22 protein-coding genes and 8 tRNA genes are annotated in these 24,957 nt (G+C 47.3%); 21 read left to right on the top strand and 9 right to left on the bottom strand.

Annotated elements, in window-relative coordinates; all coding sequences use genetic code 11:
• Nucleotides 1-42: 42 nt before the first annotated feature.
• Nucleotides 43-966 carry a recombination-associated protein RdgC gene (gene rdgC / locus ACOJUO_RS24205; RefSeq protein ID WP_422138438.1) on the bottom strand — a complete coding sequence of 308 codons (924 nt, stop codon included), beginning with the start codon at nt 964-966 and terminating at the stop codon, nt 43-45.
• A 254-nt stretch (nt 967-1,220) separates the two neighbouring features.
• Here rdgC and ACOJUO_RS24200 point away from each other — a divergent pair.
• The 8 genes from ACOJUO_RS24200 (at nt 1,221) to ACOJUO_RS24165 (ending at nt 2,292) form a co-directional block, all read left to right on the top strand.
• Nucleotides 1,221-1,296: transfer RNA gene (locus tag ACOJUO_RS24200), tRNA-Val, on the top strand.
• A 47-nt stretch (nt 1,297-1,343) separates the two neighbouring features.
• Nucleotides 1,344-1,420: transfer RNA gene (locus ACOJUO_RS24195), tRNA-Asp, on the top strand.
• Nucleotides 1,421-1,547: 127 nt separating this feature from the next.
• A tRNA-Val gene (locus tag ACOJUO_RS24190) sits at nt 1,548-1,623 on the top strand.
• 48 nt (nt 1,624-1,671) lie between these two features.
• Nucleotides 1,672-1,748 (top strand) — tRNA-Asp (locus ACOJUO_RS24185).
• 70 nt (nt 1,749-1,818) lie between these two features.
• Nucleotides 1,819-1,894 (top strand) — tRNA-Val (locus ACOJUO_RS24180).
• A 49-nt stretch (nt 1,895-1,943) separates the two neighbouring features.
• Nucleotides 1,944-2,020 (top strand) — tRNA-Asp (locus ACOJUO_RS24175).
• 70 nt (nt 2,021-2,090) lie between these two features.
• Nucleotides 2,091-2,166, top strand: a tRNA-Val gene (locus ACOJUO_RS24170).
• 49 nt (nt 2,167-2,215) lie between these two features.
• Nucleotides 2,216-2,292 (top strand) — tRNA-Asp (locus ACOJUO_RS24165).
• A gap of 230 nt (nt 2,293-2,522) precedes the next feature.
• Here the strand turns inward: ACOJUO_RS24165 and ACOJUO_RS24160 are convergent.
• The gene (locus ACOJUO_RS24160; protein ID WP_422134437.1) at nt 2,523-2,777 is read right to left on the bottom strand and encodes a type II toxin-antitoxin system Phd/YefM family antitoxin; all 255 of its coding nucleotides are present in this window, start codon (nt 2,775-2,777) and stop codon (nt 2,523-2,525) included.
• 74 nt (nt 2,778-2,851) lie between these two features.
• Here ACOJUO_RS24160 and ACOJUO_RS24155 point away from each other — a divergent pair, with 74 nt between their 5' ends.
• Entirely contained in the window at nt 2,852-3,475 is a 624-nt protein-coding gene (locus ACOJUO_RS24155; protein ID WP_422138437.1) for a phage terminase large subunit family protein, read from the top strand.
• Here ACOJUO_RS24155 and ACOJUO_RS24150 read toward each other — a convergent pair.
• Nucleotides 3,472-3,855 (bottom strand): DUF2237 family protein, encoded by a 384-nt coding sequence (locus tag ACOJUO_RS24150; protein WP_422134435.1) that lies wholly within the window; start codon nt 3,853-3,855, stop codon nt 3,472-3,474. The genes ACOJUO_RS24155 and ACOJUO_RS24150 overlap by 4 nt on opposite strands.
• Before the next feature lie 50 nt (nt 3,856-3,905).
• Here ACOJUO_RS24150 and ACOJUO_RS24145 point away from each other — a divergent pair, with 50 nt between their 5' ends.
• Nucleotides 3,906-4,304 carry a hypothetical protein gene (locus ACOJUO_RS24145; RefSeq protein ID WP_422134434.1) on the top strand — a complete coding sequence of 133 codons (399 nt, stop codon included), beginning with the start codon at nt 3,906-3,908 and terminating at the stop codon, nt 4,302-4,304.
• Nucleotides 4,305-4,920: 616 nt separating this feature from the next.
• Here ACOJUO_RS24145 and ACOJUO_RS24140 read toward each other — a convergent pair.
• Nucleotides 4,921-5,355, bottom strand: coding sequence for a hypothetical protein (locus tag ACOJUO_RS24140; RefSeq protein ID WP_317142302.1), 435 nt, complete (start codon nt 5,353-5,355; stop codon nt 4,921-4,923).
• 127 nt (nt 5,356-5,482) lie between these two features.
• Between ACOJUO_RS24140 and ACOJUO_RS24135 the strand changes: the two genes are divergently transcribed.
• A complete protein-coding gene (locus ACOJUO_RS24135) occupies nt 5,483-6,406 on the top strand; it encodes a 1-aminocyclopropane-1-carboxylate deaminase/D-cysteine desulfhydrase (RefSeq protein ID WP_422138436.1) in 924 nt (307 codons plus the stop codon).
• On the opposite strand, the gene ACOJUO_RS24130 is transcribed toward ACOJUO_RS24135, so the two are convergent.
• Nucleotides 6,399-6,908, bottom strand: coding sequence for a DUF2780 domain-containing protein (locus ACOJUO_RS24130; RefSeq protein ID WP_422138435.1), 510 nt, complete (start codon nt 6,906-6,908; stop codon nt 6,399-6,401). The genes ACOJUO_RS24135 and ACOJUO_RS24130 overlap by 8 nt on opposite strands.
• A gap of 105 nt (nt 6,909-7,013) precedes the next feature.
• Complete coding sequence (locus ACOJUO_RS24125) at nt 7,014-7,943, bottom strand: DUF1853 family protein (RefSeq protein WP_422138434.1); 930 nt, start codon at nt 7,941-7,943, stop codon at nt 7,014-7,016.
• A 208-nt stretch (nt 7,944-8,151) separates the two neighbouring features.
• Between ACOJUO_RS24125 and ACOJUO_RS24120 the strand changes: the two genes are divergently transcribed.
• Together ACOJUO_RS24120 and ACOJUO_RS24115 are read left to right on the top strand one after the other, a co-directional pair.
• Complete coding sequence (locus ACOJUO_RS24120) at nt 8,152-9,036, top strand: NAD(+) kinase (RefSeq protein ID WP_422134424.1); 885 nt, start codon at nt 8,152-8,154, stop codon at nt 9,034-9,036.
• A 45-nt stretch (nt 9,037-9,081) separates the two neighbouring features.
• Nucleotides 9,082-9,951, top strand: a complete 870-nt coding sequence (locus ACOJUO_RS24115) for a rhomboid family intramembrane serine protease (protein ID WP_422134423.1) — start codon at nt 9,082-9,084, stop codon at nt 9,949-9,951.
• Between the two features lie 306 nt (nt 9,952-10,257).
• Here the strand turns inward: ACOJUO_RS24115 and ACOJUO_RS24110 are convergent, their stop codons facing one another.
• On the bottom strand, nt 10,258-10,725 hold the full coding sequence (locus ACOJUO_RS24110) for a hypothetical protein (RefSeq protein WP_422138433.1): 468 nt from the start codon (nt 10,723-10,725) through the stop codon (nt 10,258-10,260).
• A gap of 275 nt (nt 10,726-11,000) precedes the next feature.
• On the opposite strand from ACOJUO_RS24110, the gene ACOJUO_RS24105 reads away from it, so the two are divergent.
• Nucleotides 11,001-11,240: a hypothetical protein gene (locus ACOJUO_RS24105; RefSeq protein WP_422134421.1), complete on the top strand. Its 240-nt coding sequence runs from the start codon at nt 11,001-11,003 to the stop codon at nt 11,238-11,240.
• A 525-nt stretch (nt 11,241-11,765) separates the two neighbouring features.
• Complete coding sequence (rhuM, locus tag ACOJUO_RS24100) at nt 11,766-12,740, top strand: RhuM family protein (RefSeq protein WP_422138432.1); 975 nt, start codon at nt 11,766-11,768, stop codon at nt 12,738-12,740.
• 142 nt (nt 12,741-12,882) lie between these two features.
• Here the strand turns inward: rhuM and ACOJUO_RS24095 are convergent, their stop codons facing one another.
• The gene (locus ACOJUO_RS24095) at nt 12,883-14,649 is read right to left on the bottom strand and encodes a trans-sulfuration enzyme family protein (protein WP_422138431.1); all 1,767 of its coding nucleotides are present in this window, start codon (nt 14,647-14,649) and stop codon (nt 12,883-12,885) included.
• Between the two features lie 269 nt (nt 14,650-14,918).
• Here ACOJUO_RS24095 and ACOJUO_RS24090 point away from each other — a divergent pair, with 269 nt between their 5' ends.
• The 5 genes from ACOJUO_RS24090 to ACOJUO_RS24070 all read left to right on the top strand — a co-directional run bounded on the left by ACOJUO_RS24090 (nt 14,919) and on the right by ACOJUO_RS24070 (nt 21,483).
• Nucleotides 14,919-15,173, top strand: coding sequence for a DUF1315 family protein (locus ACOJUO_RS24090; protein ID WP_422138430.1), 255 nt, complete (start codon nt 14,919-14,921; stop codon nt 15,171-15,173).
• Between the two features lie 10 nt (nt 15,174-15,183).
• Nucleotides 15,184-16,023: a DUF2797 domain-containing protein gene (locus ACOJUO_RS24085; protein WP_422138429.1), complete on the top strand. Its 840-nt coding sequence runs from the start codon at nt 15,184-15,186 to the stop codon at nt 16,021-16,023.
• Between the two features lie 87 nt (nt 16,024-16,110).
• Nucleotides 16,111-18,747: an aminopeptidase N gene (pepN, locus tag ACOJUO_RS24080; protein WP_422138428.1), complete on the top strand. Its 2,637-nt coding sequence runs from the start codon at nt 16,111-16,113 to the stop codon at nt 18,745-18,747.
• Between the two features lie 197 nt (nt 18,748-18,944).
• Nucleotides 18,945-20,009, top strand: a complete 1,065-nt coding sequence (locus ACOJUO_RS24075) for a ShET2/EspL2 family type III secretion system effector toxin (RefSeq protein ID WP_422138427.1) — start codon at nt 18,945-18,947, stop codon at nt 20,007-20,009.
• 415 nt (nt 20,010-20,424) lie between these two features.
• On the top strand, nt 20,425-21,483 hold the full coding sequence (locus ACOJUO_RS24070) for a ShET2/EspL2 family type III secretion system effector toxin (RefSeq protein ID WP_422138426.1): 1,059 nt from the start codon (nt 20,425-20,427) through the stop codon (nt 21,481-21,483).
• Nucleotides 21,484-21,561: 78 nt separating this feature from the next.
• On the opposite strand, the gene ACOJUO_RS24065 is transcribed toward ACOJUO_RS24070, so the two are convergent.
• On the bottom strand, nt 21,562-22,746 hold the full coding sequence (locus ACOJUO_RS24065; RefSeq protein WP_422138425.1) for an RING finger domain-containing protein: 1,185 nt from the start codon (nt 22,744-22,746) through the stop codon (nt 21,562-21,564).
• 466 nt (nt 22,747-23,212) lie between these two features.
• On the opposite strand from ACOJUO_RS24065, the gene ACOJUO_RS24060 reads away from it, so the two are divergent.
• On the top strand, nt 23,213-24,874 hold the full coding sequence (locus ACOJUO_RS24060; protein ID WP_422138424.1) for an F-box/WD repeat-containing protein: 1,662 nt from the start codon (nt 23,213-23,215) through the stop codon (nt 24,872-24,874).
• Nucleotides 24,875-24,957 lie beyond the last annotated feature (83 nt).

Below are 24,957 nucleotides of genomic sequence, written 5' to 3'. Positions count from 1 at the left end.
GAAGGGAAGCCCGGTGGCGGGTTTTCTTACCTGAACCGTCGCTTAAGATTCAGTTGTCCCTTCTGTAAGTCCGCCTAGCGCCTCTGCCAGGTCATTGATCAGCTTTCTCAGGGAAAGGCTCATGACTGCGAAATCGGCATCGAATTGTTCCGCCGCAGTTTCTGCTTCTACTTCGTCCAGTTGATCCTGGATCACTTCAGTGAACTTCAGCTTTCGTACAATCAGATCATCACTGAGCACAAAAGTTTGTGCTTCATCCCATTGCAGGGACAATTTGCTCACCTGCATGCCGCCCTCCAGGTGAGCCTGAATTTCTTCTGTGATCAATGCCTGCCGACGGACATTGATTTGCCCACCCTCATCACCAGGCTCTCGCAGGTCGCATTCGTCACCCAGAATAAAGGGGGCTGGGACAGCAGGGTTTTCTGAAAGCCATTGTGTCATGGACGCTGAGGGCAGGTTCTTTAAGGGGGGGTTAATAACCGGCAGGCTACCGAGGCATTCTCTCAGACAGCTGGTCAGTTCTTCTGCTTTCTTGAAAGAAGAAGCGTCCACAACCAGCCAGCCCTCTCTTGTATCCATGTAAGCGAACGTTTTCTGATGTTTGGTGAAAGCTCTGGGCAGCAGCTCCATCATAATGTCGTCCTTGAGCGCTTTTTTTTCCTTACTGAACACTTCCCGTTGTTCTTCCTGTTCTATCGTTTCTATTTTTTCTTCCAGGGCATCTTTGATAACACTGGCGGGAAGAATCTTTTCCTCTTTCTTGGCGCAGATCATGACAAAATCACCACTGGTGTGAGTCAGCATATCTCCATGGCGACCCAAAGGTGGCACCCAGCCATAAGAGCTGATGTCCTGACTGTTGCAGCCACGAAAGCGTTTTTCAGAGAGCTTTTCTTCCAGCTCTTCACTGTTCCATGCAATGGGTTTGGTGAAACGATAGAAAATCAGGTTTTTAAACCACATGATTGAGTCCATGCAAAATTGAGTGCCTGCATTATACGCATCAGGCTTACGCTAAGTGAGAGAATGTGTGTTGTTTTCGGTATTGAGTATTCATAAAGCTGCTTTAACCGGGAAGGTTTCTCGTAGCCTCAATATCCTTTTGCAATGCTATGTTATCGATACTTATAAAAAAAGTGTCTAAAGGCGGTTGCGTGAGGTTCGGTTCGCTGCTTATAATGCGCCGCGTTGTTGAGAGACACACGGCCATGACCGAAGGGTGATTAGCTCAGCTGGGAGAGCATCTGCCTTACAAGCAGAGGGTCGGCGGTTCGATCCCGTCATCACCCACCACTTTGAATGTTAAGACGCAAAGTGGCAGGTTAATTGAGCTGTATAGCGGACCGGTAGTTCAGTTGGTTAGAATGCCGGCCTGTCACGCCGGAGGTCGCGGGTTCGAGTCCCGTCCGGTCCGCCATCTGATTCAGGATGCAGTAGTCGATGATTTCTTTTTCATTACTTCTCTCAATCAGGACTTGAACGACAAATGTCTTCATGTATAGTCGGTACCGACTCGTCAGCCAGGGGTCGTTAAAAAATACTTTGGGTGATTAGCTCAGCTGGGAGAGCATCTGCCTTACAAGCAGAGGGTCGGCGGTTCGATCCCGTCATCACCCACCAGTTTTTATAGAGAGCAGTGATTAAATGTGCTCTTTATTAAATGAATGCGGACCGGTAGTTCAGTTGGTTAGAATGCCGGCCTGTCACGCCGGAGGTCGCGGGTTCGAGTCCCGTCCGGTCCGCCAGGTTTCTTGATTGAAAGCAAAGATTGTACGACAGGCGCAATCGATCTCTGAAGCGAAAAGCTTCAGATCAGGGTGATTAGCTCAGCTGGGAGAGCATCTGCCTTACAAGCAGAGGGTCGGCGGTTCGATCCCGTCATCACCCACCAGATTTATAGAGAACAGTGATTAAATACTGTTCTTTATTAAAAAGAATGCGGACCGGTAGTTCAGTTGGTTAGAATGCCGGCCTGTCACGCCGGAGGTCGCGGGTTCGAGTCCCGTCCGGTCCGCCAGGTTTCTTGATTGAAAGCAAAGATTGCACGACAGGCGCAATCGATTTCTGAAGCCAAAAGCTTCAGATCAGGGTGATTAGCTCAGCTGGGAGAGCATCTGCCTTACAAGCAGAGGGTCGGCGGTTCGATCCCGTCATCACCCACCAGATTTATAGAGAGCAGTGATTAAATACTGTTCTTTATTAAAAAGAATGCGGACCGGTAGTTCAGTTGGTTAGAATGCCGGCCTGTCACGCCGGAGGTCGCGGGTTCGAGTCCCGTCCGGTCCGCCATATTCAAGAACCTAGTGATTTTTGTCGCTAGGTTTTTTTCGTTGTTTAGCCCTAAAAAATACGGTTTTTTCACTCCTGCCCGAGTTTTCATCCCCCACCTTTAGCCGGACAGCTTATCTTTCGGGACTCTGGGGTTCTCCAAGCGTTTATGCAGCTTGGCTTTGAACTGTTCTCTCACCGTGGAGTTGAGTTTCTGTCATTCTTTCCACGCCAGTGCAGAAAAATCCAGCTCATAGGTCATCAATATTTACCCGAATCCTCTCATCATTTTTGCGTTCTTCGACGATGGCAGCGAGTTCCAGGTCGTCCAAAGCATCGAGCATGGCTTCATAAAGATGGGCTGGTACCGCATAAAACACGGGTTGATTGCGATTCAGGATGGCCACGGTTTCACCATTGGCTTCTTTCAGAACGGCCATCGGGTTCTTTTTTAGTTCGGATATCCCAGCACTGACGTCAGCGAGAATAGGATGGACTGAGGCCATAGCAAGCTCCTTTTACGGTTCATTAAAAGATCAAATAATAGACCTATTAATAGATTTCTTCAAAGGTTGTTTAAATGGTTAATAGCCTGTCAGTCAAAAGTCCATATTTTGAAGGCTTCTTCAAAGGGCTGAGACCAGACACTCGCCTGACCGTTTCCGAATGGGCTGATCAAAAGCGGATTCTTCCAGCAAAAGCCACCAAAGAAGCAGGACGCTGGCGAACTTCCCGCACACCGTACCTGAAAGAGATCATGGATTGTCTCTCACCATCGTCACCTGTTGAGCAGGTGGTATTTATGAAAGGTGCCCAGGTGGGCGGCACTGAATGTGGCAATAACTGGCTGGGCTATGTGATTGACCATACGCCGGGTCCGATGATGTATGTGCTGCCCACGCTGGATATGGCAAAGCGAACCTCCAAGCAGCGCATTGCTCCGATGATCGATGAAATGCCAGTTAAGGGTTCATCTCAGGCAGGCAAACCTATCGCCACATTTCCCAAAACCAAAAACAAGAAAGGGGTCTACCTGACATTGGTTGGCACCGATACTGCTATCCGTGAGCTATTCACCACTGGGCAACGCTTCACTCCAGAAGCCCGAAATATCAGCTTCAGTGAAATCCGGTTTGATATTGCCCCAAGCAATGCCCATCTTTCGTTTGCTGACTTGCAGCTACACATTGAAGTCGTCGTTTAATAACAATCCAATGCCATCTGCTCCAGCGTCGCCAAGTCAACCATTTCAAGCGCTGCCATATTGGTCGCAGCCAGGTAAACCGGCGGAGCGACACCTGCCTTATGAGCCTCCACCCAGCGACTTACGCACAGACACCAACGGTCACCGGCTTTCAGGCCGGGAAAGCCAAACGCAGGATTAGGTGTGATGAGGTCGTTACCTTTGGACAGGGAAAATTGCAGGAACTCATCGGTCATCCGGGCGCAGACCGTATGACTGCCGGAGTCCTGTGGACAGGTATGGCAATATCCGTTCCGAAAGAAGCCAGTCATTGGACTCTGACAACAAACCTCTAACTGTCTACCAAGCACATTGAGCTGTTCAAACAGCATTTCTAACATGTAAAACCCTCCCATGATTAACCCATGGCCTACAAGATAGGAGAAAAACCATGTCTAGGATAGATCGTAGTTTTATTGGTGCCGGAAGCATCTACCTCAAACCTGCCGATGGCAGCGCGCCTCTGCTGCCCGTTGGTAACGTCAGCGAGTTCAAGTTCAGTTTTGAAGAAGATAAAAAGGAACTGAAAAACTATCTGGGCGGTGGCGGTAACCGAAACACTATCAGCCGGATCTCGTCTATTTCTGCCAGCCTCACTGCCCACGACTTTACGGCAGTTACCGATGAACCCCACACGTCTTTTGGTGTGGCTGATGAACTGATCCCGTTCGATAAAATGCCTGACCTGACCAAGACCATTACGGTTAAGGACAGTCTGAGTACCACTTTGGTAGTAGGCGTTGACTACACACTGACCAAAAGCCGGGATCAAAGTCATTGCAGGCTCTAAAATGGCAACTTAGAAGTTGCCGCCGTCTTCTATTATCGAGTATCTCAATATTTTCTATGCATGTCCCCGGTTTGATATAACTTTTGGATCATCCGAATCAACACTGGTAACGGTTAAAATCAATGATTCCGAAATAATTGGACACCCTTATATTTGACAAACTAACATTTTTTATTTTTTTCCTTCATATGGACGTCCTATTTTTTTCACTTAACTCTTGCCAGTGGGTGGCAAGGGTCAAAAAATCAACAGAGCAGGGGAACTTAACACCTTTCAGGCTCACATCCCGTGCTGTGAGATAGAAATCGTAAAATTGAACGTTGCGCTCGTTTCGGCTCATTGACGTGGCATTTGATGTTGTTGACTGGGATGAAGATTTTATAACTTTGAACGTTGGTACGCTATACACCAACTACTGATATTTCAGTGGATCTATTTATAAAAATTTGAAATATGGCTGTTATCAGAAAATTCTGCAAACGGTTCCCCACCCACCGCCATACATAAAATCGATTATCTTTGGGTAGTCGTTTTTTTTATTCACAGATGGCCAGGTTTCAGGCGAAAAAAAAGCTAGCACTGAACCAGCTTTTTTGGAAGCGGAACGTGCTTTTTGTCAGAAGCGACGACCGCCTTCACGATTACCACCAAAGCCACGACGAGCGCCGCCGTTGTTGTTGCGGGGACGTTCGGTTGCGATACTGACGCGGATGCTGCGACCCGCTACATCCTGACCATCCAGAGCAAGAGCTGCTTCTGCAGCATCTGCGGAACTGAAAGTTACGAAAGCAAAGCCACGAGAACGACCGGTTTCACGATCAAGGATGATTTTCGCCTCCTCGATTTCGCCGAAGGCACCAAAAGCCTCTTCCAGATCTTGTTCTGTTGCGGCGAAGGCCAGGTTACCAACGAACAGTTTGTTTGCCATTTTTTCTCTATCTCCGGGGACGCTGTAGCTGCTTTTCTGCGACCTTTCAAAGCACCAAGTGTCGTTGGAGACACTGTCTTTTCGGGTATCAGGTAAGAGTACAATGTTTAAGTGAGATTCCATTGTAGCACGTAGATCAGTGGAATGAAGGCTTGTTATATTTATTATTTATTACTGATATCGTTTGTATCACTGGCATATTACGCCATCTTCGTTTACTCAGAGTTAAACCAGAAGAGCAAACAGGGTTATGTGTTTTTTAAATCTTATTGGTAATAGTGTACCTGTTGAAAGAATAAATACTTATCTCGTAGGTAATTGCCCTATTGCTGTTGATATCCTTCGCCTTGATCAAGTTGATCCGCTAATCAGCGGTAACAAGTGGTTCAAGCTTAAATACTTTCTCATTGAAGCGCATTCAAGAAAGATCAGAACACTTTTAAGTTTTGGTGGCGCCTGGTCTAATCATCTTCATGCTATGGCGGCGGCAGGTTATCGTTTTGGCTTTCAGACAATAGGCATTATTCGCGGTGAGAAACCGGCTAAACCTTCTGCCATGTTGCAGGATGCAGAACGCTGGGGTATGAGACTGATCTATGTCAGTCGTGCTGATTATAAGAAGCGATACGAGACTGAATATCAGCAGGCGCTTTTAAAACAACTGTCGCTCTCTCTGGATCAGCTGATGATTGTTCCCGAAGGAGGCTCGGGCGAAGAGGGTGTCAGGGGATGTGAGGATATTCTTGACGCAGGCTCCATCCGGGCTTCGGAATATGATGAGATCTGGCTCGCCTGTGGTACCGGAGCCACCATGGCCGGCATTATTCGCAGTGCAGGCAGTGACACCCGCGTGAGGGGGGTTGCCGTGCTCAGGGGAGCAGGCTTTCTGAAGGATGATATTCAGCAGTATCTCTCCCCGGCCGCAACACGATGGAATCTTGAGCTCGATTACCATTGTGGCGGCTATGGCAAAACCACCCCCGGTCTTATTCAGTTTATTCTGGAATTCGAGCGGGAAACCGGAGTCCCTCTGGACCCGGTTTATACGGGTAAACTATTTTTCGCTCTGAAAAAGATGGCCCAATCGGGAGGGCTGTCGGGGATCAGCAGGCTGCTACTCATTCATACCGGCGGCCTCCAGGGGCGTCGTGGCTTCAGGGAGTGGGCTACTTGAATTTATTAATCAGCGAGCCCACAGTGTCGGTTATCCCCGAAGGAAGAGCCGAACTTAACAGCCCGGCGGCTTTGCCACTGGGGCTAGCCTTGAGATAATCGATCAGTATGGTTGAAAACTTCGAAATCATCTCGTCCTTCAGACCCAGTTTTGTAAACTGCTGACTCAGGGTGTCGAAATTGCCCAGTAAACTGGAACTGCTTAACAGCGACGATGAGTTTTTGTCATGGGTCACTTCCGGAGCTGCCTTTAATAAGTCCGATGTTTCCGGTAGAGCTTCCTTGATTACACTGAAGTCTTCTTTTGATAATTGGGAGTTGGCTAACTGAAGAAGGGCGCCTGCACCTCCTTCGGCCTGGAACTTGCTGACATTTAGTTGGCTGGTCAGGGTATCAATCAACCCCATGGCATGACTTGCCGGTGATTGCAGAACAAAAAGAGTGGCAAGAATGAAGAACAGCTTACTGCAGAAACGGTTGATGAAGAAGCTCCGGCGTTTCATAAAACAATACCCTATTAGCAAAAGTAATCCTTTTAATTATTTATCAATGCCGATAAATAGTTGTTACAAATTGTTATATAAAAATGATTGGTTAACAAGAGTCGTTTATATTTTGGCGGCTATTCTCGCCCTGGCTTCCCAGTCATCGGGCACCACAAAAAAACGACTGTTTTCACACAGTTCACCCTCTTTTTCATGGCATCGAACCACCATTTGAGGGCGCGCACTGTTGGATAGTTGCAGTTGCATGCGCTTGATCAGTTCGTCTCCGGAGAGATGAGTCGCTGCATCAGACAGGCCTCTGTAGGACGATAGCCAGAGCGATTTTGGCAGAGGCAGGTAGCAGACTTCGCCTTCCTCGAGTTCCAGCCAGGACGACAGCTGATTAAAGGGTAGCCAGTGTCCTCTCGGATGATAAACAGAGCAATCTTCAGGGGGTGGGCAGATGCCTGTGACCGGATAAAAAAGGTATCCCTGAAAAAGTATTTCCGTCTCTATCCCTGAGATATCCAGAGCGTTGAGTGCACGTTGTCCAGCCAGCGTCTGTGAAAGCGTAATCTGATGGTGCAACATATGGTTGAGCTTCTTGTCCATGCGGTCGTGCAGACCTGGTCCAATCCAGTGGTGCCATGGGCTGGCCGAGTGAGTGTGGGAGGGAAGACCCAGGTAGTACTTGACGGCGAGTTCCCGGTGAATAAAAACCTCGTCCTTGAGGGACTTGAGAATCAGGTCGAACTCACCCAGTGTCTGGTGATTATTCTGAATCTGAAGATTGCAGGCAATCAGCTGATAGTTTTCTGAATGTCTGAGGATGTATTGCCAGAGTGATTCATAATAGATACCCAGCAGATGACTCCGTCGCTGACGCAGAATCTCTACTAGCTCTGAATAGCCAGAGCCTGTAATCTGGGCATTATGCACCGGGCAGGTTGCCGGGCAGATAAACCTCGCATCATAATCAGGGTTAATGATGGAAGGGCTGCTGAGTAACCATTGCACATCCCGGGCTATCTGCTGATGAGAGAGGCGAATCATTTTTGGCAGTTCATGGTGTCCGAACGATGGCTTTGAATAATAAAATGATGGCTGATCATTGCCGACTGTGAGAAGCCGACAGGTGATGAATAAGAGTAACAGATTCAAATCAGTGTGTTTACATTCAAAGGATAACAACGGTCACCCAATCCTGGGTGTGGTGTCATCCAGGCAGGATAAATTCACCAACGATAAGTGATTTAGACCGATGGAAGAATTCAAGCAGGTTGGGATTACCGGGCGTCAGGGTAAGGCCCATATCGAAGACACCTTGAAGCGTCTGACCGATTTTCTGCAGTTGCAGGGAGTGACTGTATCTCTGGATGAGCAATTGTCGGGCCTTTTGCCGGGGCATGGTTTTCAGGTCTGCGACCGGGCGAGCATGGGTAAAACCTGTGATCTGGTGGTAGTCATCGGAGGTGACGGCAGTTTATTAGGAGCAGGCAGAGAGCTTTCTGTCCATGATGTTCCGGTAGTGGGTGTCAACCTTGGACGTTTGGGCTTTCTGACCGATGTTTCACCCGATGAGCTGGAAACCTGTATTGGCGAAATGCTCAATGGCCATTACCGAATGGAGAAGCGGTTTCTGCTGGAAGCCAAGGTTGAGCGCCAGGGTCAAACCATTGGTTGTGGCGATGCTCTCAATGATGTGGTGCTGCATCCGGGGGTGTCCACCAAGATCATAGAGTTTGAATTGTTTATTGAAGACCAGTTTGTCTATCGCCAGCGTTCTGATGGTCTGATTATGGCAACGCCTACAGGCTCAACAGCTTATGCTCTGTCGGGTGGTGGACCCATCATGCATCCAAAGCTGGATGCTATTGTGCTGGTCCCCATGTATCCTCATATGTTGACTAACCGGCCCCTGGTTGTGGATGGTAACAGTCAGTTGAAGCTTGTGATTCATGAAGGCAATGAAATCCATCCACGCATCAGCTTTGACGGGCAGGTGGATATCGAGCTGATGCCTGATGATGTCATCCTGATTCGTAAAAAGAAGCAAAGTCTGAGATTGTTGCATCCTTTAAATCACAATTTTTACGAAGCCTGTCGATCCAAATTAAGATGGTATCCCAATGAGGATGCAGAGTGACATTTTTGTCTACAATTACCTGTTTGAGCATTACAAGAGTTGACTATGTATAGGGCGCTTGAGCTTTCTGCACATAAGGATTTGAGTGCATTGTCCTACTTTCTTTACCGGCAGGGAGTGCCCCACAGAATTACCGAGGAATCCGGGAAACAGGTACTGTGGACCCAGAATGAGCAGCAGGGAGAAGCGGTAGAAAAGTTTTACCGGGACTGGCAATCCGGAGAACTTGAGCTGGAAGTGGCGCCTCCCCGAAGAGGACCTGAAGTGGGAAACTTTTTCAAAAACATTCCCTGGAAACGCTTTCCCTTCACCTTCCTGATTCTTGCGATTTGTCTGGTGGTGGCTGTCCTGACTCATCTGGGCGAGAATATTCAGGCTATTTCCAGTTTCACCTTCGTAGACTTCAAGCTAGCTAATGGCTACATCTATTATGCCACTCTGGAACATACTCTGGAGAGTCATCAATACTGGCGTCTGATCACTCCGATCTTCATTCATTTCGGGATTCTGCATCTGGTGTTCAATGCCCTGATGTTCTATGTGCTGGGTGGCAGAATCGAAATGCATCAGGGCGGTATCCATCTGCTGGGGCTGGTTTTGCTGACCGGGGTTCTGTCAAATTTTGCCCAATATGCCATGTCAGAGGGGTCTGTGCTGTTTGGTGGTCTTTCCGGTGTGGTGTACGGTCTGATGGGTTACAGCATGGTACGTGAAAGGCTTGACAAAAGTTTTTATATGGGACTGCCACCGGCGATCTACGGCTTTATGCTTGTCTGGCTGGTGATTGGTTATACCGGTGTTCTGGGGCCATTGCTGGGACAGATGGCAAACGCTGCACACCTCGGAGGACTGGTATCCGGGGCTTTATTGGGTGGGCTGGCCGCTTTGATGTTCAAGTCCAGAATTAAGACTTAATGGTTAAGGAGGGGGCTGGCCTGGGTGCTGTCGGTTGCCGTCGGCAGAGCTCGAATGCAGAAGGCTGGTGAAAGAAGCTGCAGGTTCGATGATTGTTTCTGATACCTCCCCGAAATAAGTCGTTTGCGAGGAACTGATACCCAGGGTCTCGTTATAAGAATCTGCCAAGTCCTGCTGTGCCTCCATGCCCGCTACAAAATCCGGTGATTGTGCCAATGATGACAGGTCCCCTCTGCAAAGTGGGCAGGACCATCGTGTTTCTGCCGTCCTCGCTACGGGGTCGCCTAGACGGGCGCTATTCTCGGTCTAGTGATCATAACTGACCCAGACTTTAATCTTGCTGCTATCGCTATTGTCAATCCATAACAATCCGTCTGGATCTGCATCTTCGCCTATCGTTGCATAGGGATCCTGATGCAAATCTTTAAACCACAAAAGTTGGGCTGATCTTCCAGAGTGATTTTTGCTTTTTACCTTGAACAGCACGGAAGCCCAGGACCTGTCACAGATCCCCGTATCAACGTAATGAATATTCATAGTTTGTCCGTTCTCATATCCCGGAACCGTCTGCACAGAGGCCGGTGAGACATAATCAACGCATGCATCCGATGGATCCTGCACTGGCTTAGCTATGTAAACATCTTTATCGGTCCCGATTTTCTGTAAGAATTCTATGTGCCCGAAACCATCGGAGGAAGCATCCGGGGAAGAGAGTAAGAACACAGCCACCAATAGCGCGGGTAGAAAGCTTTGGCTTGTCTTTTGCTTCAACATAATCGAACCTACTGCCGTATAACGACAGTGAGTATTCTAGGACACTCTGGTGTTTTTGCTAGGAGCCTGACCGAGAATAGACCGCCCTACTGCGGCGGCAGCAAATTGGTCTGAAAATACGCTTTTGTTCGTCAAATAGCTCGCTATTCTCCTCACAAAACCGAATTTTCATCCTCAATTTTCTGCCGTCCTCGCTACGGGCGCTATTCTCGGTCAGGCTCCTAGTGCAGCTAAGCTCTGATATCCATACACCCCTCGTTCCCACGCAACAGAGGGTGTCGCAAAAGCCTGGTTCCCCTCCCGTCATTTCCGGCCTCACTCCCGTCATTCCCGCGAAGGCGGGAATCCACACAGACTCACCACCAGAACCATACTGCCCGGTGCCCCCCTGGCCTTTTCATCCGCGAGAAGGCAGAGACCCGCTGTTGGCGCTGGATTCCCGCCTTCGCGGGAATGACGACCTCAGAGTATCGGAACGAGTGGGCTGTATGGATATCAAGGCTTGGCTGCACTAGGAGGCCGACCGAGAATAGACTGCCCTACTGCGGCGGCAGCAAATTGGTCTAAAAATCCGCTTTTGTTCGTCAAATAGCTCGCTATTCTCCTCACAAAACCGAATTTTCATCCTCAATTTTCTGCCGTCCTCGCTACGGGCGCTATTCTCGGTCGGCCTCCTAGCAGCCTGACCGGCAATGTATTCAGATTATGCTTTATGGAAAAGACCCGATCCGGAGAACCTGTCCCCTGATGCGGTGCAAACTCGACAATAAAACGTCTTGTCAGCTTTTCGGCCTGACAAATAACAGACAGCGAAAGCAGCAATAATAGAAGCACCGTAGAAAGTGTTTTTACCATCATTATCCAGACATCTTTTCTTTCTGTTTGTGCAAAGTAGACTAACAACAAGAACAAGTGTTTATTTCTGTCAAAAACCAAAGGTTGCAGCAGGTAAAAGTTTGTTGAGAATAAAATGGCAGGTACCTTGGCGTCATCAAAGGCTATTCTTGATCACGCATTGAATAATAAATTTGGGACAAACAATGAGTGAACTATTAATCTACCAGGCTGGTAACGGCAATATACAAGTCAAGCTTTCCGAGAAAACCGTCTGGCTAAGCCTGAATCAGATGGCAGACCTGTTTGATAGAGATAAATCGGTGATTTCGCGCCATTTGCGTAATATTTTTCATGATGAGGAACTGGTACGTGAGCAAGTAGTTGCAAAAAATGCAACAACTGCCAACGACGGTAAAACGTATCAGGTGGAGTATTACAATCTCGATGCCATTATTTCTATTGGTTATAGAGTCAACTCTAAAAAAGGCACTCAGTTCAGGCAGTGGGCTACAAAAGCTCTGAATGATCACCTTACTCACGGTTTCTCCATCAACCAGCAACGTTTTGAAGAAAACGCCAAAGAGTTGGAAGCTGCTTTAGCGCTGATTCGCAAAGCAGCAGCAACGCCGGAACTGGAAGCAGAGGCGGGCAGGGGGCTGGTTGAAATTGTCAGCCGGTATACTCAGACCTTTCTCTGGCTGCAACGCTACGATGAGGGCTTATTGAACGAACCGGCAGGTCAAACCGGCGGCACCTTGGTCGATGAGCATCAGGCCATGGCATCATTACATGAACTGAAAAAGCAATTAATTCAGCGAGGCGAGGCCACAGAGCTGTTTGCAAAAAACAGGGATGATGGTTTGGGCGCATTATTGGGAAATCTTGAGCAGACGACTTTCGGTGAACCTGCCTACCCAACCGTAGAGAGCAAAGCAGCGCACTTGCTCTATTTTGTGGTAAAAAACCACCCGTTTGTGGATGGTAACAAGCGCAGCGGTGCTTTCCTGTTTGTAGACTTTCTGTATCGCAATGGTCGCCTTATGAACGAGGATGACCAACCAGTGATTAACGACACAGGTCTTGCAGCGTTGACTCTGTTGGTTGCAGAGTCAGACCCGAAACAAAAAGATATCCTGATACGCTTGATTATGAACATGCTGACTCCTGAGGCAGCCTGACTATAAATGACTTCACTTTCAACTGAATCTGTCAATACTCCACGCTGCTTCAACAGTTCAGGAACAGGATGAAAAGAATCCATTATGGCCCTTTCATCCAGCTTTGTTCTCTGTTCCTTCAGATATAAGTGAATCGTCGTCTTTATTCTTTGCTCATAAATTCCAGATGTCTGGAATGCACATCCAGATGGGTCTCCCGTATCGTTTTATCCAGTTCTTCGTCTGACATAAACTGTTCGGAGAATCCCGGCATCACCGGGTCCAGATGAAGTTTTGCACACGCCTTGAACTGTCTTATCAGATCTCTCGGGTTTTCATCGCCCATGGCGACACGAATAGTGGTCAGAAAAATGCCCGCCTCTCTCTGGGCGGATTCGTCCATTTCTGAATGAGACGTTAAGGCCGGACAGAGTACCAAAGTATTGCTCTGACCAAGGCTGACCATATGACCAAAAGCCGGTTCCAGGGCATCAAAGAAACGGATGAAAGCTTCTCTCGGAATCCGGGCTTTCTCCATATCAATACTGAACAGCGGGCTGGGCAGGCCGAGATAGAGCTGCTGTTCCCGCAAGTCTGAGTTAGGGTGGCTGCTCAGGGCATGGCTGTTGACCTGGATCTGGTCGTGGGCATTAAGATAGTGACTGAACACCAGAGTATTAATGCACTTGGATAGCATTCGGTTTTCCAGGGTTTTCAGACCATTGATAATGTCCAGAGATTTATCGGCATCCAGGAAAGCGCCCTTGATGTAGTACACGTCCCAGAACAGGGTTTCATGCCAGCTTACGCCTTCATGCTCAGTGTTCTTGGGCAGGAACATACGACGGCTTTCAGCAACGATACCACCTGCAGTGGCGCTGCCAGAGCCGGAGATGTCTTTGGTGTAACTGTGGATGACCCAGTCAGGTCGCTTGCTCTTGTCCTTATTGCGCAGTGGGCGATGAAGGAAGGGCGTGGCCAGAGTTGAATCGAGAGCCACCAGATAACCTTTCTCATGACTTTTTTTACAGATGCTGGCGACATCAATCACATTGCCGTGGGGATTGCAGGGGGATTCCAGATAAACCAGGATTTTTTTGCCATCTTTCAGGGCTGACTTATATTTCTCTTCGACCTGTTTGAGTTTCTCACTGAATGCTTCGCCAGAAAATCCGTCAAACCATTCCAGCTTGACGGCCATGCGGTCAGGGCGGGCATAGAAATCCTGCATCAGCTGGAAAGTACCGCCATAAACATTGCGGGAACTGAGCAGAATGTCGCCATGCCTGAGCTGGTTTGCCAGCAGGGCATCAATCGCAGCCATACCGCTGTTGAAGTTCCAGGTCATGTAGTCACCGGCATTTTCTCCTGCTTCCAGAGCGGTCAGGGTGTTGGCCAGAGAGATCGATGTCGGGTTGAGCAGGCGGCTGTAAATCGGGTGAGTGCTTTCCTTGCCGTTAAAGGCATCTTCGACCCACTCGGTACAGGCATAGAGATAAGTGGCAGTCTTTACCACGGCGGGCGTGGCCGAGAACAGGGCGCCGACATTGGCAAACAGAGGGTAGTCACCTTTGACAACCCGGCTGCTGACATCCATTCCCAGGGCATGATAATCCTGCTTCATGCTGGGTTGCAGCATGTCGATCAGCTTGGCCAGCTGGAAACAGAGAAACTTTTTGGCATTAAAGTGGCTGATTTTGTCCGACTCAGGCAGTGAGGCTATGGCCTGACAAAGGCTCTCGAACTGGCTGATATCGGAACCTGCCTGATAAAGACTGCTGGCGGCGCTGAGTAAGGATTGGCCAAAGGGCGTGTCAGGTTGAATACCAAAATGTTGAAGCTGCTCAGCGGCCAGCGCATCGGCATCCTGAGCCCGGGTAGTGTTGCGAATGGGTGACAAACGCTGCATAACAGGAATCTGGTTAGTCATGAGTGTGTCCTCTTTATTAAGAAAATGCCCCGACTTCGTGATACAGAGCTGGTGGCACCTTCCGCTTAAGGCTTTTTTTATCGGAAATTACAGCAAACATCCCGGTAAGGTGATGCAGACTGCGTTTTTTCGCTTGTGGCGATTTGATAGTATTATCCTTCCATATTTGTTTTGCCTTGTAACGGGCTAAAAAGCCTGAAAGGCAAAATTCTTTTCCTGGATTGCTAACTGTCCACCAGGAACTATTCAGATGAGGATAAGTGGATTTGATGCAGCTTAAAGACTTTCTGGCTCAGATGACGCCAGAAATTTACCAGAACATGAAACAGTCACTGGAGCTGAGCCGCTGGCCCAATGGTGACAAGCTGACACCAGACCAGAGAGAAGGCATCCTGGAGGCTCTGATCGCCTGGGAGCACGATAACCTGCCCGAAGAAGAGCGCATTGGTTACATGCCTGTGAATTGCAAAAGTGCATCCAGACAGGATGAGTCTGAAACCACCATTCTGCGCTTTAAAGACTGAGGTATAGAACTTGACTCAACGTCTGAGTGGCGCACTGCGCAAAATGGAATCGCTACTGAAAGAAGGCCAGCCGGTGGAGTACCAGCTGCCTGTGGGCGATGATCGGCTGCCCCTGAATGAACTGATGGGAAAAAAGCTGACCCTTGAATACCAAGGCGCAATCAACTGCTGCCACTGTGGCCGCAAGACCAGGAAAAGTTTCAGCCAGGGTTTCTGTTATCCCTGTTTCAAAAAGCTGCCCCAGTGTGACAGCTGTATTATGAGTCCCGAAAAGTGCCATTATCATGAAGGCACTTGTCGGGATGCCGCCTGGGGTGAAAAGTTCTGTATGACCGATCATGTCGTCTATCTCGCCAACTCCTCGGGTCTGAAGGTCGGTATCACCCGCGCAACTCAGGTACCCACCCGCTGGGTGGATCAGGGGGCGACCCAGGCCCTGCCTTTTGTCAGAGTCTCTACACGACAGCAGTCCGGTTTGATCGAAACCCTGTTCAAGGCGTTTGTGAATGATCGAACCAACTGGCGTGCCATGTTGAAAGGGACGGCAGAACCTCTGGATCTCAAAACACAGGCCAGTGATCTGCTGGAGATGAACGCTTCACGGCTGGAAGCGCTTCAGGAACAGTTTGGATTACAGGCCATAACACCGGTGGTCGATCCGGAAGTCGTCGATATTCGCTATCCCGTCGAGCAATATCCTGTCAAAGTGACTTCTATGTCCTTTGATAAAAAACCGCTTATTGAAGGCGTACTGCTGGGCATCAAGGGGCAATACCTGATCCTTGATACCGGTGTCATCAATATTCGTAAGCACACTTCTTATCAAGTCAACGTATCAGTTGCAGCCTGATCGGCATGGAGAGGAAACATACCTCTCCCCCTATTGAGCTAAAAGCTCTAACAACAAAAGCACGACCATGGTAAAGGAAGGTTGAAAATGAAAGACGCCCAACCCAGAGCTATTTACCTGAAAGATTATCAGGCTCCGGATTATTGGATTGATACCACCGACCTGACCTTCGACCTGTTCGAAGATCACGCACTGGTGACCTCGGTACTCGGCTTGCGCCGTAATGAAGATCGTGGACAAGATACCCCCGACCTGACTCTGGTTGGTATCGACCTGGAGCTGGTCAGTGTCTTTATTGACGGTTCCGAACTGACCTCTGATCAGTACATCCTCGGTTCTGAAAGCCTGACTGTACCGGTCACCCGTCTCTCATTCTCTCTGACGGTTGTGACCCGTATTCGTCCTCAGGAAAACACTTCTCTGGAAGGACTGTATAAATCCAACGGCATGTTCTGCACCCAATGCGAAGCAGAAGGCTTCCGCAAAATTACCTACTATCTGGATCGTCCGGATGTTATGTCCAAATTCACTACCAAGGTGATTGCCGACAGAGGCCGTTACCCGGTACTGCTGTCCAATGGTAATGATATTGCCCGTGGCGAGTTTGAAGGTGGACGACACTGGGTGACCTGGGAAGACCCGTTCAAAAAGCCCAGCTATCTGTTTGCCCTGGTAGGCGGTGATCTGGAAATGGTGGAAGATGGTTTCACCACCATGAACGGCAGGGAAGTAGCACTGCGTATTTTCACCGAGTCTCACAATATCGACAAATGCGACCACGCCATGCTTTCTCTGAAAAAGTCCATGAAGTGGGACGAAGAGGTGTATGGCCGTGAGTACGATCTGGATATCTTCATGATCGTAGCGGTAGATCATTTCAACATGGGGGCGATGGAAAACAAGGGTTTGAACATTTTCAACTCTTCCTGTGTACTGGCAAGCCCCGATACGGCTACTGACGCCAGTTATCAGCGTATAGAAGCGATTGTTGCCCATGAGTATTTCCATAACTGGTCTGGCAACAGGGTCACCTGTCGTGACTGGTTTCAGCTGAGTCTTAAAGAAGGCTTCACTGTATTCCGTGACGCTGAATTTTCGGCAGATATGAATTCACGGGGCGTCAAGCGGATTGCAGACGCTGCGGTAATGAAGACGGCACAGTTTGCTGAAGATGCAGGCCCCATGGCTCATCCTATACGCCCGCAGTCATTTATCGAGATCTCCAACTTTTACACCCTGACCGTTTACGAAAAGGGTTGTGAAGTGGTTCGGATGATTCAGACCATTGTCGGTAAAGACCATTTCCGCAAAGGTTCAGACCTGTACTTCGAACGTTTTGACGGTGAAGCAGCGACCTGTGAAGACTTTGTAAAAGCCATGGAAGAGGCTTCCGGCGTTGACCTCGGTCAGTTTCGTCATTGGTATAACCAGGCGGGAACGCCGGTTGTTACCGTGACCGACAGTTTTGATCAGGCGTCAGGTCGGTACCTTCTGACAATAGCTCAGAGTTGTCCGGCCACTCCGGGTCAGGAGACTAAGCTGCCTTTTCATATTCCTGTGGCTGTTGCCCTGCTGGACAAGGATGGCAAAGCCCTGCCACTGAACGAAGCCGGTGAGACTGAACGGGTTCTGCATGTTACAGCGGCTGAAGACACCTGGACATTCGAAGGACTGACTGAAAATCCATTGCCGTCTATTCTGAGAAACTTCTCTGCGCCCGTTCGTGTCAAATACGATTACCGTCGTGAAGATCTGGTTTTCCTGATGAAGTACGACAGCGATAGTTACAATCGTTGGGATGCAGGTCAGCGTCTGGCCACTGCGGTTATTGAAGATCTGGTCGACGGACTGCTGAAGGACAAAGAAACCGCGATTGATTCAAGGCTGGTTGATGCTTTCGGTGTCGTGCTCGCCGATGAAGAGCTGGACAAAGCGGTTAAAGCAGAAATGTTGAAACTGCCCTCTGAAGCGAGTCTGGCTGAGCAGGCGGAAGAAATTCACCCCCAGCAGATCTGTGAATCCAGAAGTCGTGTTCGCAAAGCCATTGCTGAGGCTCACAAAGATAAACTGCTGGAGCTTTATCAAACTCTGCACCTGAAGGGTGAGTATCGCCCGCAAGCCGGAGATATTGCCAAACGTACCCTGAGAAATATCTGCCTCGGCTACCTGGTTGAACTGGAAGACGACAGTCTGCAACAACTGGCTGAAGATCAGTACAACAATGCCAGCAATATGACCGACCTGCGTGCAGCCATGGGCGCCGTCATTAATTCCAGTTTTCAGAGTCGGGAAACCATTGATTCTCTGCTCAATGACTATCTGGATCGTTATAAAGATGACGCAGTGGTCATGGACAGCTGGTTTATGATGCAAAGCAGCAGTCCGTCTCTGGGTACTCTGGAGCATCTAAGGTCACTTCAGGAGCATGAATCTTTTGACAGCACCAGCCCGAATAAGCTGAGAGCTTTATTGGGCGGATTTGCCAGCGGGAATATGAAGCAGTTTCATTCTGGCACAGGCGAAGGCTATGAGTTCCTGGCAGACTGGATCATTACCCTGGACAAGCAGAACCCGCAAATCGCTTCTCGTCTGATGACGCCATTGACACGCTGGAAGAAATACCAGCCAGCTATAAGGGAGCGCATGAGGAAAGCGCTGGAGCGAATCAAGGCAGTGCCTGATCTGTCTACCGATATTTATGAAGTAGTCACCAAGAGTTTGTGATCTCTACCTCTTTCTACCCTGCTGCCGAGTTGGAAGCAGGGTGGAACCCATTTAACGGACACCCTGCCTGCGACAACAATCTTCACTTTTTCCTGAACAGAGCAACAGCTGCGGAACTTATTAGCACTTTAGTGCTCTATATATATAGTGAGCAAATGGATCATGGTAACTAAAAAAAAGAAGGGGGCGCGCGCGCAATGGATCAAATCAAATTAGGTGTTCTGTCGGCACTTTCACATTCGTGGCACAATCATTCAGAATCCTTGATGTCAGTCAGGGCTATAACATCCCTTGTTAATGGCATCAAGGCATGTTTTGGTGGTTATTCTGTCAGCATTTTGCACTCTACCAACACAAAACTGATGAAAGAGCATCCTGATGCATGGTTTACTAAAGCACTCCATAAACCATTAAGTGCTTATAATATTAACATCCCGCTAGCCTGCGAGGGATCAACTCACTATGTTAAAAACAAGGTAAATCAGCTGCATGATCAAGGGCGAAGTCTTCAGGTTAAACTTGCCTTCCAGGAGGATGGTATTAGTGTTCCAATCCCCATCTATGACTCCGACAATTCCCAGTTCCCCACAAACCTTAATTTTCAAGTCCATCGCTCTGATAATGACACCATAGCACCAGGGAAAGAGATAGCCTGCCGTCATTTCGCTTGGGCTTATGCCAGAAGAGTCTTTGGTCGGCGGAAGGATTTTGAAATAATAAATACCCCAGAAAAAATACAGTTAACCTTTGCAAATACAGCTGATGATCCATTAAGAGAGTCATACTATCTTCCAGTTAGATTGGCAGATGGTCAAATGACTAAGAGAGCCTGTTTTGCTGACTTGTATTATTTTCATAAAGGCAAGTTTGCAGAAGCTCTTACAGGGCTGGTAGAAAAGTACTGGAATATGTCGGACAGTGATGAAAAGAATTTTTTTTTCCGTTCCCGAGAACATGGAAGATTTTCTCACTCAATGGCCCTGAGATTAAAGAAGCAGAATGGATGCATGAAGGTTATTTTTTACGACCCTAACGCCACACTCAGGCACAAAACATTCCTTCTCTCGGAACCAGGTTTGGCTGCATATATCGCCGGTGAAGATCTTCAAGCCAGCTTCCTCTCTTATGGAGTGCTTATGAATATTGATGATAGGAAGAAATCTTATGATGAAAGTGATATCCGGAGTTTTGGTGGCTCACTGAAGAGTAATCATTTAATGATAGATCCTGGGCATGAGACTCATGCTGTATTAAGGGGATAGTGGAAATAAGTATTCGGAAAATAGTACTTTTGTTTCAGATAAGTAACTATACAGGCACTTGATATTATCCAAAGATTTATAAGGTAATTATAAATTTTTTGGCGATTTATAGAGGTTTGTTTTGAGTTGGGTTTCAGGTAAACACTGGGTGTTATTTAATTTTTCATTTAATTTGAACTTACTGGCAAGTTTGAACTCTAAGTACCTGGTCAGTTGGTTTCGCATATTCTGGCGAGTGGATTTTTTCATCCTTCAAGGCGCAACGATGGGCGCGTAGCCATAGCTACGCAACCAGAGTTGGAACGCAGAAGGGTGGAAAAAGCCGCCGTCCAGAATATGCGAAACCAACTGGTTAGGTACTTATAGGTTTAAGAAAATTGATCATGATTGTTGATAATGAAAGGAATATCATGAAATGGATCAGATTAATCTTGGTGTTCAGTCGGCACTTTCACATTCCTGGCACAGACATTCAGAATCCTTGATGCCAGTCAGGGCCATAACATCCCTTGTTAATGGCATTAAGGCATGTTTTGGTGGTTATTCTGTCAATGCTTTGCGTTGTCTTACCACAAAGCTGATGAAAGAACACCCTGATGCATGGTTTACTAAAGCACTCCACAAACCATTAAGTGCTTACAACATTAACATCCCGTTAGCCTGCCAGAGATCAACTTGCTATGTTGCCAACAAGATAAAACAACTGCATGAAAAAGGGCGAAGCCTTCAGGTTAAACTTGTTTTCAAACAGGATGGTTCTATCGTTCCAATTCCTATGTATAACTCTGATGATTCCTGGTTTCGAAAAAACCTCAATGGTCAATTCTGCCGGTCTGACAATGACATTAGAGCACCTGGAGAAAAAATAGTCTGCCGACATTTTGCCTGGGCTTATGGCAAAAATGTATTTGGCCGTGGGAAAGATACTTTTGAAAGAATAAATACCTCAGAAAAAATACAGTCAACCTTTGCAAATACATCTAATTTTCCATACGAAGTAGTAAACTACTCTAAATATGGAATATTTGCTGATGGATATTATTTCCTTGAGGGAAAGTTTTCTGAGGCTCTTACAGGGCTGGTAAAAAAATATTGGAATATGTCGGCTGGCGCTGAAAAGAACTTTTATTTTCGTTCACAAAACGATGGCACAATTGACCACGCAATGGCCTTGAGATTAAAGAAACAGGATGGATGCATGAAGGTTATTTTTTATGACCCTAACGCTACACTCATGCACAGAACAATCCTTCTCTCGGAACCAGATTTGGCTGCACACATTACCGGCGACGATCTTCAAACCAGCTTCCTCTCTCACGGAGCACTGATTAATATTGATGATTTTAAGAGATTTTCTAATCAATGTGATGTTCAGTGCTTTGGTGCCTCGCCCAATGTGATGAGTCGTCATATACAAATAGCAATTGGACATTATCCCGAAATACCACGGTGGAAAATGGGTGGCTTTAGATAGATCACTCTGCAGGTAATGCACCCAATCACCTGAGTTAATTCGTGGTGATCGGGTGTCACCCGGATAAGTTTCTTCAGATCAGAATAAGAAACTATCGGTATCCAAATCCCCAGAGGGAATTTCTAACCTGCTTTCACTAACAGGGCGTTGAGAGCTGGGCGTGATACAATCTGGGACTGCTGTTTCTCCCCGGCTATTGGAATGAAAATCGTCAACAGTATCAACCTCCCACCTCTCAAAAGCTACCATCCGAGAAGATTGATTAAATGCTAAAAATTTTTCAGAAGGGGTTGTTTCGAATAACTTCTTATATTCAAAACCCTTTTTTTCCAGCTCCTGTTTCAATCTATCCCAGCTAAAAGATTTAGTAGATGGATCGAAAATGGTGCGAAGAGGCACGGAGTTATGTTCGTCATTGATGAAAATAGCGTTGTATCTCCATAAATCATGATGGAAGATGTATAGATCTGTGCTTAGGTCAAAAATGGCTGGATGCGTGTTTCTCAGGCTGAGAAATAACAAATCGGTTCGCATGTCTTCCAGAAGATTTTTGAAAGCAGCTTCCGGAGTTTTCGCTTTGTTAATATCTTCAGCCCAATAGGACAATTCTATCTCGGGCTGGTTGGGTTTGAGCTGCACAGAAAGCGCAATCGCTGGTTTCTCGTGAAGGTGTACGAATTGGTCTGTTACGCAATGTTTTTCATCATAATGCACATGAGCGGTTTTGTACTTTTTTTCAGCAAATGACTCACGGAGCCATTCAATAATTGGAGCATGGTTGTTCTCCAGAAAGTTTTCTGCCGCTTGATATGGGAAAGTTGCAAGAGGATAAGGGCAGAGCGCTTTCTTGCCGGAGCTAATCGAGGCATTGGCACCTACCACAGAACAAAGGTTTTCAGCGCATTCCAGTGGCAAATCTTCTCTTAATGATGTGCTATTTTGGTAAATTTTAATCGTTGAAGGACTGGCATGATTCCTGCACTCAGGACAGGACTGTTTGTTTAATTTAGTACCGCATTCTGAATGGTACACATGGAAGCATGGCAACAAGGATAATGGTTTGATTTCAGTATTGGTGAAAGGATCCAGGCAAATACTGCACTTACCTTGAAGAGCAGCTTCTACTCGCCGAGATGAATTTGTAGCTTGAAGTTGGTGTCCCTTAAAGTTTGCATTATTAGCTGGAGACGTTGATTCAGAAGAATGGGCTTTAGTCTCAGGCATAGCGCATTTGGGCTCTGTGCCATTGCTGATGTTATTCATGTTGTACCTCACTTATCTAATTGGTTAATTTTATATCTTCGACTATGACTATTTTCACAAGAAAAAGTTCCTAACCGGGCATACAGGAGGTTTCGTTCTAATGGAGGTATGGCCGACAGTTGGGGGGGCATGCAGCCAAAATGCTTCTAACTGGCTGTTATCGTTGATGAAAAATGCAATTTTTCTTTTTTGAGGCAGTGTGTCGAAGAAAAGGTCATCAAGTGGTTCCAAAGGACTGTGAACCAGAGGTTATATCGAGGGCCCAATGACAATTTTATAGTGGCCTCTCAATGAAAGAGCTTCTTTCTATCATTTTCACAGTTCAGAACTCTTCTTTTCCCTGGTTTCAATGACCTCAATATTTTGAACTTCTGTTATAAACCCCACTCTAACAGATTTAATTAATTTTAAATGTCCTTTTTAAGGGAGGACAATTAATGACTTTGTAGCTACGGAAAAATCAGGAATGAACTCTATCAAGAGCAATTTCAGCATACACGAACCAGTCTCGCGAACATTTGAGCAAACCCAACTGGAAGAAGCAGCAACGGGTGTCAGTGAAAGCAGGGAGGTTACTCTGTATCACAACAATAACTCTCCATTCTTTGAGTTGCCCGAATTAATACATTCAAAAATTATTCGCTGTTTGGGTTTGCGTGAGGTTACCCGTTTAGCAGAGGTATGCAGATATTTTCGCCATCTTGTTAAACAAAATAAAGCTCTGGAAAGAGCATGGAATCGCCGTTTCCCTTCATCACACCAATATCAACTGAAGACCACCATTAAGACAAAAAATGAGCACCAGCTCCGTGATTGGCTGAAGCCGTTTGCAAATAAGGAGACCATTGAGCCGCTCATAAAACAACAAAAGAATATTCATTTTCCTGCTCAGTTACTTTTCACCAACAGTAAACTGATGTCTCTATGTAAAAAATTCGAGTTAGTGGAAAAACTGGAAATTACCCATAGTGATAGAGTCTTTGAAGCCAATTTCAGCCCCGATGGCCAACATCTGGCAACCGCCAGTCGCGATGAAACAGCGAAAATCTATGGTCTGGAAGATGATGGCTCGTGGAAACAAAAAGCCATCATTACACATAATGAATGGGTCAGATCAGCCATTTTTAGCCCCGATGGCTGCTATCTGATAACCACCAGTCACGATCAAACAGCGAAAATCTATGGTCTTGAGGACGATGGCTCATGGGAAGAAAAAGCCATCATTACCCATAATAGTTTCCTCCTTTCAGCCACCTTTATTGGTGACGGTCGCCGCGTGGTGACTGCCGCTCTTGGTGATTCGGTGAAAATCACTGGTCGGGGGAACAATGGATCATGGGAACTGGAGGACGCTTTTCATAAAGATACGACCTACTCGACCCTACTTAGCCCTGATGGCCATCACATGATAATTTTCAATCCTGCGAGTTTCGTTATTGAAATCCTTGGTCAGTCAGCTGCTGGATTATGGGCAGTAACATCTAGCATTCAAACAGAGCAGGGCGGAGTCGGCCCGGCCCAGTTCAGTGCCGATAGCTGCCATCTGGTCATCATCACTTTTGCTAGCACAGCGATAATCTGTGACCTACAGGCTGATGGATCGTGGAAAAAAATGGGCACAATCAAACATGATTTCTGGGTCAAATCAGCCAATTTCAGCGCGGACTGCCTCCATGTGGTGACTGCCAGTGACGATCATAAGGCGAAAATCCATAGCCAGAATGCTGGATCATGGAAAGAAAAAGCCTGTATTGTCCACGATAACAAGGTCACCTCTGCAAACTTCAGTGCCGATTGCCAGCATGTGGTGACCGTCAGTGATGATGGCACGGCGAAAATCAGTAGCCTGCAGACCGATGGATCATGGAAACTAAAAGCCAACATTGTCCACCAGGATAAGGTTCTCTCTGCCAGCTTCAGTGCCGATGCTTGCCATGTGGTGACCGCCAGTATCGATGGTGTCGTAAAAATTTATGGCCTGCAGGCCAATGGCTCATGGCTGCAAAAAGCCGCCATTCAAAAAAAGACAGAATTCACCGCAGCCAGCTTCAGCGCCGATAGCCGCAATGTGGTGACCGTCAGTCGAGATAACAAGGTGAGAATCACTGAACTACGCAAGAAGGATTGATGGTTGAATGAGCGTAGACAACTTTTTCGTATGTAAACGCAGAATCTTTATATTGTGCTTCCTTATATTCTTTATTGCGAAAA

Origin of the sequence: Endozoicomonas sp. ALC020 (assembly GCF_049275935.1) — a bacterium.
Classification (GTDB): domain Bacteria; phylum Pseudomonadota; class Gammaproteobacteria; order Pseudomonadales; family Endozoicomonadaceae; genus Endozoicomonas_A.
The sequence above is the reverse complement of the archived record's forward strand: the minus strand, read 5'-3'. Positions and strand labels throughout refer to the sequence as shown.